The organism is Candidatus Arcticimaribacter forsetii (assembly GCF_910589745.1).
In the GTDB taxonomy this organism is placed as follows: Bacteria; Bacteroidota; Bacteroidia; order Flavobacteriales; family Flavobacteriaceae; genus Arcticimaribacter; species Arcticimaribacter forsetii.
Map to the genome: position 1 here is coordinate 596,037 of NZ_OU342399.1, position 13,333 is coordinate 609,369.

Below are 13,333 nucleotides of genomic sequence, written 5' to 3' on the forward strand. Positions count from 1 at the left end.
TCTATTATTTAGTTCTGTAGTGTTTTAAAATCCATCCGATAATTTTAACCCCCGCAAAGATAGTTCCTTTTAGTGTACCTGAGACTTTTGAAACTCCAATTCTTTGCCTGTAATTCACTTTAATCTCTTGATATGGAATTTGTTTCTTTAATATTTTCAGTTGCATTTCTATAGTCCACCCATAGGTTTTGTCTACCATATTTAAGTCTATTAAAGTATCCCATTTAATAGCTCTAAATGGTCCAAGGTCAGTAAAACTTGACTTGTAAAGTATCCTCATTAAAAAACATGCCAGCCAATTACCGAAAACTTGTTGCGGTGTCATCGATCCTTTTTCACGAAGTTTTTTTACTCTGGAACCGAGCACAAAATCAACTGAACCATTTAAAATAGGTTCTGTGATTGGAATTAATTCTTCAGGGAAATCTGAAAAATCACCATCTAAAAAAACTACTATATCCGGTTCTTTATCTTGATTATTTATATACTCAATTCCTTTTAAACAAGAATATCCATAGCCTTTTCTCTTTTCGAAAACAACGGTAGCTCCTGCTTCTTTTGCTACTTCTTGTGTGTTGTCTGTTGAGTTATTGTTCACCACAATAATCTCGTCAACTATTTTAGGAATATCTCGAATAACATGGCCTATTGATTTCTCTTCGTTAAACGCAGGTATGATTACTTTAATAGATTTCATTATTGTGACTATTCGTTTTTGGTGAGAGACGTAAATTAACCAAATCCTTTTTTATTTATAAAGAATTACCCAAAGGAAATTCTGGTGCATATGTTCTATTTTCAAGAGGACCATTTTCAAGTTTTAATACACCTCTAGGGCAAACAGCAGAGCAAACTCCACATCCAACACAAGAGGAGCGAACTATGTCTTGACCTTTTTGAGCATATGCTCTGACATCAATTCCCATCTCACAATAGGTCGAACAGTTGCCACATGAAATACACTGACCTCCATTTGTAGTTATTCTAAAACGAGATTTAAAACGTTGTACTAATCCTAAATAAGCGGCTAGAGGACAGCCAAAACGACACCAAACTCTATTTCCAAATATTGGATAAAATCCAGTTCCGATTACACCTGCAAAAATAGAACCGATCAAAAATCCATAAATATTTTGAATAGACTGTGTTTTTATACCGAGAACTGATTGAGAACCCGAAAAATAGGAGTAAAGAGTGAAGCCAGTCATTAATAATGAAAAAACTAGAACACCATGAACAAGCCAACGTTCAAGTTTCCATGCTCCAATCGATTTATTGGACAAATGTCTAAATGGATCGCCAAGTGTTTCTGCTAAGCCACCACAACCACAAACCCAGGAGCAATACCATCTTTTTCCAAAGAAATAAACCATTACCGGAACAATAATTAACGTTAAAACTATTCCCCATACGAGTATAAATAAACCAAATCCACCGCTATCGATTAAACTATTTAAATTCCAACTAAAGAAAAAATCATAATCTAAAGGAAATGCGTTTTTAAAATCATACCATGGTTTTTCGAACCGAACAAGTATTTCTGGGATCAAAAAAGCAAATACAATTTGAAAGAACCAAACGGATGTAGTTCTTAATATTTGATATTTATTATTTCGATATTTAATATACATCCGTATAGCCATAACGGTCATAACAGTGCAATAAAGAAATCCGTATAGGAACCATTGACTCGCAGGGTTTCCGCTTAGGTTTTCACTAATTGGATCTACGATATAAGTCCAGTTTACAATGTAGTCTGGGTAAAAGTAAAGTAATACATAAAAGACTACTAAAAAAATAAAAACGAACCATCCTAAGAACCCTCTATTTGTGGCTGAGTTAAAATAAATCCCGTTATTTTTAATTCCAGGAGGGCCGAGTGTTATTATATTAGGTATAATAAACAGTAAAGATCCAAAAATACCCAATCCAAAAGTTAAGAGCCAAAATAAAACTTTATTTTCCTTGATAATACCCGTTCCAGCTACTTTTAGAATTTCGTACGAAAAACTATGAGGTTTATCGTAAATTACTTTATTCCATTCTCTGTTTGTTTTGTGAATTTTATTTGATTCTTTTAGAGAATTTATGATTATTTCAGAAATTTCAAATGAACTCGAAAATTCTTTATCAACTATTTTTGATTTGATTTTTCCTGTAAAAATTTCACTCTTAATTCTCTTTGATTCAATTATTTTTTGAAATTGATTGTTACTAAGATTGTAGGATCCTAAAAACATTAAAGAGCAGAAGAGAGCGAGCCCAATCAAGAAAATACCAAGTCCAAGTTGTTGTAGTTTTTTCATGATTTCATCAATTTAGAGTTAAATATTCTAGACCAGCTTTTTCTTTTTAATTTTATTTTGGTTTTAAATTCAAGATTGAATTTAGTAATGATTTCCTCTTCATATGAATTGAAAAACTCAGGATCGAAATTGCAATCTTTAAGATGTTCAGCTACTTGGAATACTGTTCTTTTATCAGAAAGTATTTGGTCGAAAATTTCATGACGCATTCTAATTCCAAAGGTGTTAATTCCAAGAAACTCATATGTCTCTTTATTGTAAGCAATAGTAATTGCATGGTCTTTGACAGAATGTTTCCAATGAAAATGTTTCTCGTTATCTTCTGGATGTGCACTGACCAGTCCATAAGTTTGGTATTCAATGTCAAAAAACTTTGCGCTGTTAAACCAGTTTCCAGGGTTGTATTCCGTTTTGGTTCCGGTTAAAGTTTGTGCGAGAGTTTCTCCCATCATTCTTCCAGTATACCAAACTGCCTCTATGGACCTTCTCCCGGGCTGAGGCTCTTTTTGTTCGGCGCAATCGCCTATTGCATATACACCTGGTTGATTTGTTTCGAGGTATTTGTTTACAAGAATACCTCTGTTTGTAGCAATATTTGTTTGTTTGATAAACTCAACATTTGGTTTAACTCCAGCTGTCAGGCCTACAAACTGACACGAAATTAAGTCTCCTTTATCTGTTCTAACTAATTTTACCCTCCCGTTTTCATCAGCAATGATCTCTTCTAAATTGGTGTCAAGCCTGAGATCTATTCCATGAGATAAAATATGTTGGTTTATTATTTTAGATTCCTGTTTTGGGAGTACATTGTTCCAGAAACTTTTTTCTCTGACTAAGAAAGTAACTTTCTTTCCCCTAGAATGTAACATTTCGGCTAATTCAATTCCAATAAGACCACCCCCAACAATTACAGCTTCTTGAATTGAGGCACTTAATGATTCAAGATTTTCTAAATCTTGTTTTGAATAGAGCCCTTGCACACCTTTATGATTTTCTCCAGGCCACCCAAATTTATTAGGTATTGATCCAGTAGCAAGAACAAGCGAATCATAACTTAATATAGATTCATTAGAAAGTGTAATTTTTTTATTTTCACTATCTATATTAGTTACTGTTTCTTGGAGCAGATTCAGTTTGTTTTTCTTCCAAAAGTGACTTTCATAGGGTTGTGTATGTTCCCATTTTAAATGCCCCATATAAACATACATTAAGGCTGTTCTGGAAAAAAAATATTTACTCTCTTTTGAAATTATTAAGATGGGTTTATTCGATTTTTTTCTGATATGACGAGCAGTGGTAATTCCTGCAATGCCATTTCCGATTATGATGATTGGAGGGGCGTTCATTAGGTGATGTTTCTATGCAAGTTACTTTTTTTGATTTAATTAAAAAAGAGTACATTTATAAAACCAAATTTTAACCTAAACTAACCTAAATCTAAACTTATGTTTTACCTATTTTTAGTACTCTCTATTCTTGCATCATTATTTTTTTTTAAGAGTTATTATCCTAATTTTAAAGGAGCAAAAGATACATTTTCAATACTAGGATTCTCATTAATCTTTATGATTAGTTCCTTCTTTTTTACTCTTTTAATCTTCATTCCATATTTTTTATTTTTTGAATAGTTTTTTAATATTAAGAGAACGCTTACTATCTTTATTAGATGTTTATAAAAAGATATTTAGTTCAATCTTTTATTACAATTATTGTTTTCTCAGTCAACGTACGAGCTCAAAAAATAAAAGGGTTAAGTTTTGTTGCTACAAGAGATCTAGTTACAGACACCAACATTAATCCCATAAAAGAAACAGCTGCAAATTGGGTTTCATTAATGCCTTATGGCTATATGGATGCTCCAAACTCTACAGAGATCGCTTTTAATTTAACCTGGCAGTGGCAAGGGGAAACTAAGTCTGGATTATATCAAGCAGTTCCTTTTTTTGAGAGAGATCAAATTTCTATAATGTTAAAACCTCACATTTGGATCAAAGGGGGAGTTTTTACAGGAACAATTGAATTTGATTCAGATGAACAATGGATTAAGTTTCAGGAATCTTATAAAAAATACATTCTTTATTTCGCAAATGTAGCTCAAGATTTAAATATTCCAATATTGTGTATTGGAACAGAATTACAATCTTTAGTTTCTTATGATTCGAAATATTGGGAAGAATTAATTAAAGATATAAGATCAGTTTATTCAGGTAAATTAACCTATGCAGAGAATTGGGATCAATATGATAAAGTCCCTTTTTGGAGTCAATTAGATTTTATTGGAATCGACGCTTATTTCCCTTTAAAGGCTTCGAACCCTTCTTTAAGTGATTTATTATTACTTTGGAAACCTTACGTAAAGAAACTTAACGACTTTTCTAAGGATCAAGAACGTCAAATTCTTTTTACAGAAATGGGGTATAGAAGTATAAACTCGCCAAACAACAAACCCTGGGATTACAGTAAAAGAGATCAGCCTTATAATGGTCAAAAACAAGCAGAAGCGTTAGAAGCTTTGTTTTTGAGTTTTGAAAATCAAGCCTGGTGGGCCGGAGGTTTTATATGGAAATGGTTCCCTGATCACAATAGGGCAGGAGGTATTTCAGACACTACGTTTTCTCCTCAAAATAAACCAGCAGAGGAAGTGATAAGACGTTATTTTACAAAATGGGAATAATATTTTTCCAGTATTTCTGGTTTGAATCCAAGGGCTCTCATTAAATGAATTATCATAAAATGAAACTGTAATTTTAAAACTCCATTTTTTATAAATCGACGGGATGAAGTAGTTATTTGTTGAGGAATAATACAGAAAGAATATTTTTTGTAAATACGATCAATTAGTTCTCCGTCCTCACAAACAATGTATTCTTCGTTAAAACCATTTAATTCCAAGAAATATTTTTTTTGAATAAACAAGGATTGATCTCCACCCCTGCAGAACTTATTGTTAAATCTGCTGGCATATGCAGCTAGGTTTAGCGCCCAATGGTTAGGAGAAAATTTCAATCTAAAGCAACCTGCTTTTTCACCTTTTTTAATTGTATTCATTATCAATTGATCAAAACCTTTTGGGGGCTTGCTATCTGCGTGAAGAAAATATAGGAATTCAGAAGTAGCAATTTTAGCACCCTTATTTTGTTGATGGGCTTTTCCTTTTGATGTTTGAATAAACTTTATCTCTTTTTGCTGTTTTAGCCATTCGATTGAATTGTCCGTACTTCCTCCATCTACAAAAATGATTTCATTTTCTAAACAGGATTGCTCTCTTATGCTTTGAAGTAAAATGTTAAGTTGATTTTCTTCGTTGAGAACAGGAATTATTATGGATAAAAAATTTTTATTCATTTAGTTTCCAGCTGTATTCTGAATACTTGATTTTAGCATTTTTGTTAAATTTTTCATTTGCATATTTTTGTATGAAAGCAACGCGCTCTTTTTTAGACCCAAAATCCTTTGAAAACCAAAGGAATATCCTTGATAAAATCAGTTCGTTTTCGCTGAAACTATTTTTGCTAAAATCATTGATAAAAGAGTAAGTTACCTCCTCTAGTTGTTTTTGAACTTTTGAAGCTAAATATGCTTCGTTTAATAAATTTGGGCATGACTCTGAAGCACAATTAATAGCGAAATGAATTCTAGGATCTTTCATTTTCCTTAATATTTTATGCTCAATATCGTTTAAAGTTAATTTTTCAGAAAGTAAATTTAAACTAGTATTATCCCAAGGTTTTTTAAGATCTCTAATGCTTTCTAAAGGATAGTTGTCTAAGATTAATTTAACTGTTATTGCGTTATATGCATTAATAAAATAGGCTAATGAATCGTTGTGATCCCAATAGGGTGCAGGTGGTCTTTGTTCAAGGAGTTTTATGTAATTATTTAAAGAAACTTTGTTTTTAGTCCATTTTTTGTAATTAACGCTGCCATGTTCATCAACATATTTTTTAAGTAAATAATCCCATTGATCATGAATTCCTTTATTTTCAAATAAAGTTTTTTCAACAAAAAATGATGTTGAAGTTATAGTTCCAATAAATAAAAATAAAACAATTACATTTTTCATTATACCATAATTTAACAGCAACCCCCACCATCGTAATGGAAGGTGGATTCACTTATGTAAATATCATCTCTTTTAAGCTTGTTTAATGCTGCTGCTGTTTTATCACAGATTGCCAAGGGTTGATTTTGAAGTAGAACATGTCCTTTTTTGTCATCAAAATAATCTTTATTACCATAATATATTGCAGACTTTCCTGTAAAAATACAGGGACCGTCCTCTTGCATCGGATCTTTTATTGCGCACACTTCAACACTTTCTATAAAAATAGATTCTTCAGTCGGATAGTGCTTAGGGTCTAAAATTCGATACGGCCTCCGTGCTCTTATTTCAATTGTTCCAAAACCAACTTCTGTAAGCATGTTAACGTATTCATTTAATGGAATTGAACCCGACAAACAAAGTGCTCTCAGACGTTCATCTTCTCTTAAGGTTTCATTCATTGGTTGTTCGCAGGTTGGATCGCTCATAACCAGACGTCCATGTGGCTTTAATACCCGATACATTTCTTGAAGCGCTTTTTTCAGCTCTTCCATTTTGAATATGTTAAACAGGCAGTTTTGAGCAGCAACATCGATGCTTTCATCAGCAACCGGAAGGTTTAGTGCATCCCCTTTTTTAAGGGTAACATAATCCGATTTAAACCAATCGTTTTGTTCTTCAGCTAAAAGAAAATTTTTCCTTGAGGCTTCTAACATTTCATCTACAACATCGATTCCTATAACGCCTTCTCTTTGTCTTGAAAAGTATGAAAATTGCAGTAATTCCATTCCTCCACCAACTCCTACATAAAGTATTTTTGGATTATTAACTAAGTCTCTAGGATGAACTGTTGATCCACAACCGTAGTTCATTTCCTGCATTATTGTTGGAATTTTTAGCTCAGGAAATTGCCATATTGGGGTAGTAGTGCAGCATAATCCAACATCTGGTGTTAATGCTGCTTCTTTATATACATCTTTAGTTACTTCTAAATAGCTCATTTTTTATTTTTTAAAGAGATGAAATTAATTCCTTAACTAGTATTATCAAATTTTGTTCCGCCTTTTTGGCCATTGCCATAATATCCGGAATATCTACGGGTTTTAAATTTTCAGGATCACAAACATCAGTCAAAACAGAAAAAGCTACACACTCCATTTGGAGTTGATTAGCTACTATAACCTCTGGAACTGTTGACATTCCTACTGCATCTGCTCCAATAATTTTTAAATATCGATATTCTGCTTTTGTCTCTAGTTGTGGCCCTACTACTGCTGCATAAATTCCTTTATGTAATTTTATTTTTTCTTTTTGAGCAATTTTTTTAATTAGTTTTTTCATAGAAACCGAATAGGGTTCACTCATGTCAACAAATCGATTGCCTAGTTCTTCAGTACCTTTTTCTGCGAGAGGAGAACCACCCTGAAGGTTAATATGATCTTCAATGAGCATTATTTCCCCCTTATTAAATTCTAGGTTAATCGCACCTGCAGCATTACTTATGATTACTTTTTCAACTCCAAGTGAATTTAGGATTCTTACGGGGTATGTAATTTCAAAAAAATTATACCCTTCATATAGATGAAAACGACCTTGAAAAACCAATACTTTTTTCTCATTCAGAGTTCCATAAATTAGTTTTCCGCTATGATATTCAACAGTAGCTTTAGGGAAATGAGGAATTTCATCAAAAGCTATTTCTGTTTCTATGTTGATGTGATTTATTAAGTCACCCAAACCAGTACCCAGTATTATTCCAATGGAGCCGGGTTGTATTCCTTTTTTTGTTAAATAAAGAGAACTTTCTTTAATTTTAGTTTTCATTGATGTCATTACTCAATAAATTTAATTAGATCAGGAAAAGCTCGTAGATCTTCTATAGTGTCAATATCGTTTTTTGTTTTCAAATTGTCAACAACCTTTTTGTCAAAGCAGGCTAAAGTTTCTTTAAGAACAGTTGAAGTTCCCCATTTTTTATTTTGAAATACAGTTGGGTTCCATTTGGATAGACCTAATAGATAATAACCACCGTCTTGAGCTGGGCCAATTACCCCTTCATTTTTTTCAAGACTTACAAAAGCTTTTTCAATTTCTAGAGTTTCAAGATCCCAAAGGTCAGTTCCTATGATTACAATATTTTTGTAGCCTTCAGCAAATCCATTTTTAAATGCATTTTCCATCCTTTCTCCCAGAGATTTTCCTTGTTGTGTTTTTTTACGGGTTACTTTATTGTTCCATACATCATTTTTTTCAATAAAATCACTGTAATAAAGTTCCTTTTCAATTGATAATTCCCCAATAATATTTGCAGTTTTCTCTATCAATTTTTTATATATGACCAATGCTTTTTTTTCTCCAATTGATGCTGCTAGGCGTGTTTTTGTTTTCCCTAGGATTGGATTTTTAGCAAATATGATCAGTAAGTTTTTATCCATTTGAATTTTTTAAGCTATACTCCCTTGGCAGCTGCTTCCAGCTCCTGCAGTACATCCATAACAATGTTGAGAAAGTTGTATGTCTCTGTCAATTAGTTTTTCGGGATCAAAGGTACTTATGTGTTTTGAAGTTGTATTCACTTTTAGATCGAGCATTTGATTAAAATCACAGTCAAATAAATAACCTTCCCAGCTTACTGAAATGGTATTGGTGCACATTACGTTTTTAACTGCAGAAGGGTTAAAAGCATCTACTAAAGAATGCATATAATCTTCATAGTTCTCTGAAGCGATTAAGTAATCTAAAAAACGACTTATAGGTAAGTTTGTAATAGCAAAAAGCTGGTTAAATTCTATTTCAAAATCTTCTTTTAACGCTTTTTTAAAATCATTTTCTAATGTATTTTGATCTCCGGGTAAAAATGCTCCAGATGGGTTGTATACAAGGTCTAATTCAAGATTACTCTCAGGAATTCCGTATCCAACTGCATTTAACATTTTAAGTGCTTTTATCGAAGCGTCAAAAACACCATCACCTCGTTGACGATCCGTTTTATTTCTTTTGTAAAAAGGTAAGGATGAGATTACGTGGATTTCGTTTCTTGCAAAAAAGTTGGGAAGATCATTATATTTTTTGTTAGCTAGAATAATGGTCAAATTAGAACGGACTATTATTTCTTCAACTTCAGTTTTTCTTATTTCTTCAACAAACCATCTAAACTCTGGATGCATTTCTGGAGCACCCCCGGTAAGGTCAACAGTTTTGATTTTATTTTTTTTCAAGACCATTAATATTTCTTCCATGGTCTCATGGGTCATGATTTCTTTCCTGTCTGGTCCAGCATCAACATGACAATGAGCACAAACTTGATTACACATATAACCAATGTTAATTTGAAGAATCTCGAGTCGGCTAGGTCTAACCTGCTTTAAGTTACTGGATTTTACTTTTTGTTTAAATTTCGGAAGTGTACCGTCTTTAAATATTCCTCCGTTTAAAACAGCCAGTTGTTTTTCAGTTTGCGCTAAGGAATCTTTTCTAGATTTAAGAGATTTTATTTTCATATTACATGCTCAATTGATCGTGTTTATTCATCATTTGAACACCATGAACAAGAGCAGCTCCAGCTTTAATTGCTGCGCCCACATGAACAGCTTCCATCATCTCTTCTTTTTCAACGCCTCTTTGTAAACCATCTTTAGTATATGAGTCTATACAATAAGGGCATTGGACTACATGAGAAACAGCAAGCGCAATCAAGGATTTTTCTCTAGCAGATAAAGATCCTTCTTCAAAAACACTATTATAATAGTCAAAGAATTTAGAGCCTAAGACTTTATTCCATTCATTTATTTTTCCAAAATTTTTGAGATCCTCAGGTTGGTAGTAACTTTTTTTCATCTATAGAGGTTTGTTTAGTTGTTATTGATAAAGATAAAGATTAAAACTAAATAATTAAGTTTTAATAACCGTATGTTTGTTTGCTTAATAGCTTTAAATTTTATTTATTATAATATACATATGTATATTAGTTTTTGAATACATTTGTTTTTTTAAAAAATAAATATGACATCTATATTTCTTAATATGCAAACTGTGGAAGAAAATTACAAATGGGCTGAAACTAATTATGGAATTTTAATTCAGTTCAAGGGATGTGTCTCTTATAATTATAAAATAGATTATGAACTGTTTAATAAATTAGCAAGAGGGTATTCTAATTTTTTTGAAATTGTTCCTGATTTATTGGTAAATATTAATAATATTGAGAGCGTTGTCTTGGATCAAAAAGACGAAGAATATATTTGTAACCTAGTAGGTTAGAAAAATATTACACTTTCATTAAATCAAAAAGAACATATTTTCTCTCACATATCATTTTTTCAAATCAATTTATTCAATAACTTTTTTGGATACCCCTAAGACGTATTCATTAATGTATTTTTCAATGAAATCCTCAGATAAATATTCTTTCCCTAAGATTTTTTTGGAATTGATTAACTCCTTAATATTTATGTCTAGGAACTCTTTTAAAAAACGTTTAGATTGTGGAACATAACTATAATGCCAGGGTTCATATTTAAATCCAGTTCTGCTTTCTTCATTTGTGTATACAAGATAAAAGCCATACTTATGAGCGTTTTTTTTAAGCCAATTATTTAAAGACGCATAAGGTCCATTTTCTTCAAATAAGGGAGTTAATAAAACATCTCCTTCTACTTCAGGATCAGCATCAATTAGATCGATTTCTGTTCCCCAATGGTGTCTTGAGGTACCAGGTATTGTTGAGTATTCAATGATTTTTTTGATATTTTCTTCAGGCGTCATATCCGCTTCCATGTTTTTAGAGTACTTATAATTCCAAATAGCAACTTGTCTATCAAAAGCCCTATGGCTTGACGCAATTTTAAGATTCAGCCCTTCTTTTTTAGCCGTGCTTTTCATCTTCTGGTAAGCTTGAGAAGCTTCCTTTGTTAGCTTATAATTTTTTCCGTGTAGGATTGGGTTTCCTTGTCCTGTTAGGATTAAAGTTGATGAAGTTTTATTTGAAATAATTTGTGATTTAACAATTAACACATTGTTAAACAATAGGATTAAGAGTAAGATATTTAAGCACTTCATGAGTTAATTTTTAAAGAAACATTGATGTTTTCCAATTAAAGGAACTTCAAAAATAGGTCCTATTTTAGTATAACCTAATTTTAAGTAAAATTCATTTGCTTTTATTCTAGCATTAAGCCAAATGTTAGAACAATTAATTTCTTTTAATTTTTTTTCAGCATGCTTCATTAGTTTTTTGCCTACTCCTTTTTTTTGCATGTGTTCTAGAGTGGCAACTCCTCTAATCTGATAGTTAATCCCTGACTTAAAATATGAGTTATTGTTTTGATAACAAGAAATTATTCCGATTAAACCTTCGTTATTAAATGCGCCAAAATGCAGAGTGTCAGATCGGAGGTCTCCTTCAAACTCACAAGATTCTATCGGTTGGCCTATCCGAAGAATCTTATGCCTAACCTGATGAGTTTCTTTGCTTGAAATTTGTTTAATTGTAATCGAATAATTCATTAGTATAAAAATATAAAAACTGAAGCATTAGAACTGACCTATAAAGACAATTATTAATGTGAAACTGTTTTATTAAATTATGATGTATTTTTAATCTATGGAAATTGAATTTAAGATTATACAAAAAGATTATATTCCCGAAATAATTCCACTAATCAAGGAATTTACAAAGAATAAGCACTCCGATACTCTTTTGGAATCTCGTTTTAACGAAATGTTTACACAAAATTATGAGTGTTTAGGTGTTTTTGATGGAAATGATCTAATCGGTTTGTGTGGTTTATGGTTTCAAACTAGACATTACGCTGGGATGAGTTGTGAGGTAGATCATGTATTTATAAAACCTCAATTTCAAGGAAATGGTTTGGGAATTAAGATGTTTAAATTTATTGAGGACTATTGCAGAGAAAAGGGATGCGAGTCCATGGAGTTAAATACCTATGTTCAAAATACAGCATCTCATAAATTTTATTATAATTCAGGATTTAAAATCTTAGGCTATCATTTCTTTAAAGATATATAAAGAATTGTTATCTTAGCACCAGATAAGCGAGAGTAGCTCAGTTGGTAGAGCGTCAGCCTTCCAAGCTGAATGTCGCCGGTTCGAACCCGGTCTCTCGCTCTAATTTCCCCCAAAAATCACTTTTAAATGAGAAAAGAAGTCACTATCTTGAAAATGCTTCAATCTCTTATAACCTTCCATATATTTTTTTTATTTTTAGAGTATGAAGAATAAATTTCTTTTAATATTCCTTCTCTGCTCCTTTATAAACTTTGGGCAAGAAAATAGAACTTCCCTTAAAGGAAGGTTGTTATATAGGAACAATAATGTAGTAGCAGCAAATGTTGTCAATAATACAGCACAAATAAATACAATTACAGACGGTGAGGGTAGTTTCGAAATTTTGGCTCGACTTAATGATGAAATTATTTTTTCGTCAGTCCAGTATAAAATTAGGTCTGTCAAAATAACTGCAGAGATTTTAAAAGCGGGTCGTTTAGTGGTCTCAATTAACGAACGCATAAATGCTTTAGATGAGGTTGTGGTGGGTCCAGAAAACCAACAGAAATTTTTGGATTTGAAAAAAGAGGAATTTAAAAAGGTTGATTACAATCAAGATAAATCTACAAAATTAGTAAACAGAGCAGCAGATGATCGACAACTTGCAAATGGTCTAAATTTAGTAAACATAGCAAAGCTTTTAAATAGTTTAATCTCCAAAAAAGAAACTACTACCATAAAGAAACTAGTTCCAAGCGAAGTATTACCATATATCTTCGAGTCAAATTTCTTTGAAGAAGATCTGGGTCTAACAACTGAAGAAACAGAAGGGTTTTTGCAGAAAATGGATAAAAATCTTCCTTCAGATAAACTTTTTAAGAAAGACATGGAATTTGAATTAATCGATTATTTGATTAAAATGAGTGATCTGTATAAGGAAGAAGTGAGGTGAGGTTTTTAGTGTCTTTTTTTGTGCTA

Annotated in this window: 16 protein-coding genes and 1 tRNA gene; 5 read left to right on the forward strand and 12 right to left on the reverse strand. The window is 31.9% G+C overall.

The features are described from left to right. Window positions 1-4: 4 nt before the first annotated feature. From NG655_RS02780 to NG655_RS02790, 3 genes are read right to left on the reverse strand one after another with little or no spacing between them, the layout of a single operon-like run. The gene (locus NG655_RS02780; protein ID WP_252157825.1) at window positions 5-697 is read right to left on the reverse strand and encodes a glycosyltransferase family 2 protein; all 693 of its coding nucleotides are present in this window, start codon (window positions 695-697) and stop codon (window positions 5-7) included. A gap of 55 nt (window positions 698-752) precedes the next feature. Further along, window positions 753-2,306, reverse strand: a complete 1,554-nt coding sequence (locus NG655_RS02785) for a 4Fe-4S binding protein (protein ID WP_252157826.1) — start codon at window positions 2,304-2,306, stop codon at window positions 753-755. Next, window positions 2,303-3,652: an NAD(P)/FAD-dependent oxidoreductase gene (locus NG655_RS02790; protein ID WP_252157827.1), complete on the reverse strand. Its 1,350-nt coding sequence runs from the start codon at window positions 3,650-3,652 to the stop codon at window positions 2,303-2,305. The genes NG655_RS02785 and NG655_RS02790 overlap by 4 nt, the downstream gene beginning before the upstream one ends. 320 nt (window positions 3,653-3,972) lie before the next feature. On the opposite strand from NG655_RS02790, the gene NG655_RS02795 reads away from it, so the two are divergent. Continuing rightward, on the forward strand, window positions 3,973-4,980 hold the full coding sequence (locus NG655_RS02795; RefSeq protein ID WP_252157828.1) for a glycoside hydrolase family 113: 1,008 nt from the start codon (window positions 3,973-3,975) through the stop codon (window positions 4,978-4,980). Here the strand turns inward: NG655_RS02795 and NG655_RS02800 are convergent. The 7 genes from NG655_RS02800 to NG655_RS02830 are packed head-to-tail and all read right to left on the reverse strand — an operon-like array spanning window position 4,959 to window position 10,185. Continuing rightward, complete coding sequence (locus NG655_RS02800) at window positions 4,959-5,651, reverse strand: TIGR04283 family arsenosugar biosynthesis glycosyltransferase (protein WP_252157829.1); 693 nt, start codon at window positions 5,649-5,651, stop codon at window positions 4,959-4,961. The genes NG655_RS02795 and NG655_RS02800 overlap by 22 nt on opposite strands. Further along, window positions 5,644-6,369: a DUF547 domain-containing protein gene (locus NG655_RS02805; protein ID WP_252157830.1), complete on the reverse strand. Its 726-nt coding sequence runs from the start codon at window positions 6,367-6,369 to the stop codon at window positions 5,644-5,646. Before NG655_RS02805 ends, NG655_RS02800 begins: the two co-directional genes overlap by 8 nt. Window positions 6,370-6,380: 11 nt before the next feature. Next, complete coding sequence (gene arsM, locus NG655_RS02810) at window positions 6,381-7,349, reverse strand: arsenosugar biosynthesis arsenite methyltransferase ArsM (RefSeq protein ID WP_252157831.1); 969 nt, start codon at window positions 7,347-7,349, stop codon at window positions 6,381-6,383. Between the two features lie 10 nt (window positions 7,350-7,359). Beyond that, on the reverse strand, window positions 7,360-8,172 hold the full coding sequence (locus NG655_RS02815; protein ID WP_252157832.1) for a purine-nucleoside phosphorylase: 813 nt from the start codon (window positions 8,170-8,172) through the stop codon (window positions 7,360-7,362). 8 nt (window positions 8,173-8,180) lie between these two features. Then, entirely contained in the window at window positions 8,181-8,783 is a 603-nt protein-coding gene (locus NG655_RS02820) for a TIGR04282 family arsenosugar biosynthesis glycosyltransferase (protein ID WP_252157833.1), read from the reverse strand. Between the two features lie 9 nt (window positions 8,784-8,792). After that, window positions 8,793-9,848: an arsenosugar biosynthesis radical SAM (seleno)protein ArsS gene (gene arsS, locus NG655_RS02825; RefSeq protein ID WP_252157834.1), complete on the reverse strand. Its 1,056-nt coding sequence runs from the start codon at window positions 9,846-9,848 to the stop codon at window positions 8,793-8,795. Between the two features lies 1 nt (window position 9,849). Beyond that, complete coding sequence (locus NG655_RS02830; RefSeq protein ID WP_252157835.1) at window positions 9,850-10,185, reverse strand: arsenosugar biosynthesis-associated peroxidase-like protein; 336 nt, start codon at window positions 10,183-10,185, stop codon at window positions 9,850-9,852. A gap of 165 nt (window positions 10,186-10,350) precedes the next feature. Here NG655_RS02830 and NG655_RS02835 point away from each other — a divergent pair, with 165 nt between their 5' ends. Then, window positions 10,351-10,608, forward strand: coding sequence for a hypothetical protein (locus NG655_RS02835; protein WP_252157836.1), 258 nt, complete (start codon window positions 10,351-10,353; stop codon window positions 10,606-10,608). 69 nt (window positions 10,609-10,677) lie between these two features. Here the strand turns inward: NG655_RS02835 and NG655_RS02840 are convergent, their stop codons facing one another. Both NG655_RS02840 and NG655_RS02845 read right to left on the reverse strand, forming a co-directional pair. Continuing rightward, window positions 10,678-11,406 (reverse strand): M15 family metallopeptidase, encoded by a 729-nt coding sequence (locus NG655_RS02840; RefSeq protein WP_252157837.1) that lies wholly within the window; start codon window positions 11,404-11,406, stop codon window positions 10,678-10,680. A gap of 3 nt (window positions 11,407-11,409) precedes the next feature. Next, window positions 11,410-11,853 carry a GNAT family N-acetyltransferase gene (locus NG655_RS02845; RefSeq protein ID WP_252157838.1) on the reverse strand — a complete coding sequence of 148 codons (444 nt, stop codon included), beginning with the start codon at window positions 11,851-11,853 and terminating at the stop codon, window positions 11,410-11,412. 97 nt (window positions 11,854-11,950) lie between these two features. Between NG655_RS02845 and NG655_RS02850 the strand changes: the two genes are divergently transcribed. From NG655_RS02850 to NG655_RS02860, 3 genes are all read left to right on the forward strand, one after another. After that, window positions 11,951-12,376: a GNAT family N-acetyltransferase gene (locus NG655_RS02850; RefSeq protein WP_252157839.1), complete on the forward strand. Its 426-nt coding sequence runs from the start codon at window positions 11,951-11,953 to the stop codon at window positions 12,374-12,376. Window positions 12,377-12,402: 26 nt separating this feature from the next. After that, window positions 12,403-12,475 (forward strand) — tRNA-Gly (locus NG655_RS02855). 103 nt (window positions 12,476-12,578) lie between these two features. Continuing rightward, complete coding sequence (locus NG655_RS02860) at window positions 12,579-13,307, forward strand: carboxypeptidase-like regulatory domain-containing protein (protein ID WP_252157840.1); 729 nt, start codon at window positions 12,579-12,581, stop codon at window positions 13,305-13,307. The last annotated feature ends 26 nt before the right edge of the window (window positions 13,308-13,333 follow it).

Coding starts and splice junctions, on each gene's coding strand:
- NG655_RS02790 (WP_252157827.1), bottom strand. CDS start 3,652: ATGAACGCCCCTCCAATCATCATAATCGGAAATGGCATTGCAGGAATT.
- NG655_RS02850 (WP_252157839.1), top strand. CDS start 11,951: ATGGAAATTGAATTTAAGATTATACAAAAAGATTATATTCCCGAAATA.
- NG655_RS02805 (WP_252157830.1), bottom strand. CDS start 6,369: ATGAAAAATGTAATTGTTTTATTTTTATTTATTGGAACTATAACTTCA.
- NG655_RS02820 (WP_252157833.1), bottom strand. CDS start 8,783: ATGGATAAAAACTTACTGATCATATTTGCTAAAAATCCAATCCTAGGG.
- NG655_RS02785 (WP_252157826.1), bottom strand. CDS start 2,306: ATGAAAAAACTACAACAACTTGGACTTGGTATTTTCTTGATTGGGCTC.
- NG655_RS02800 (WP_252157829.1), bottom strand. CDS start 5,651: ATGAATAAAAATTTTTTATCCATAATAATTCCTGTTCTCAACGAAGAA.
- NG655_RS02835 (WP_252157836.1), top strand. CDS start 10,351: ATGACATCTATATTTCTTAATATGCAAACTGTGGAAGAAAATTACAAA.
- NG655_RS02815 (WP_252157832.1), bottom strand. CDS start 8,172: ATGAAAACTAAAATTAAAGAAAGTTCTCTTTATTTAACAAAAAAAGGA.
- NG655_RS02795 (WP_252157828.1), top strand. CDS start 3,973: ATGTTTATAAAAAGATATTTAGTTCAATCTTTTATTACAATTATTGTT.
- NG655_RS02780 (WP_252157825.1), bottom strand. CDS start 697: ATGAAATCTATTAAAGTAATCATACCTGCGTTTAACGAAGAGAAATCA.
- NG655_RS02840 (WP_252157837.1), bottom strand. CDS start 11,406: ATGAAGTGCTTAAATATCTTACTCTTAATCCTATTGTTTAACAATGTG.
- arsS (WP_252157834.1), bottom strand. CDS start 9,848: ATGAAAATAAAATCTCTTAAATCTAGAAAAGATTCCTTAGCGCAAACT.
- arsM (WP_252157831.1), bottom strand. CDS start 7,349: ATGAGCTATTTAGAAGTAACTAAAGATGTATATAAAGAAGCAGCATTA.
- NG655_RS02830 (WP_252157835.1), bottom strand. CDS start 10,185: ATGAAAAAAAGTTACTACCAACCTGAGGATCTCAAAAATTTTGGAAAA.
- NG655_RS02860 (WP_252157840.1), top strand. CDS start 12,579: ATGAAGAATAAATTTCTTTTAATATTCCTTCTCTGCTCCTTTATAAAC.
- NG655_RS02845 (WP_252157838.1), bottom strand. CDS start 11,853: ATGAATTATTCGATTACAATTAAACAAATTTCAAGCAAAGAAACTCAT.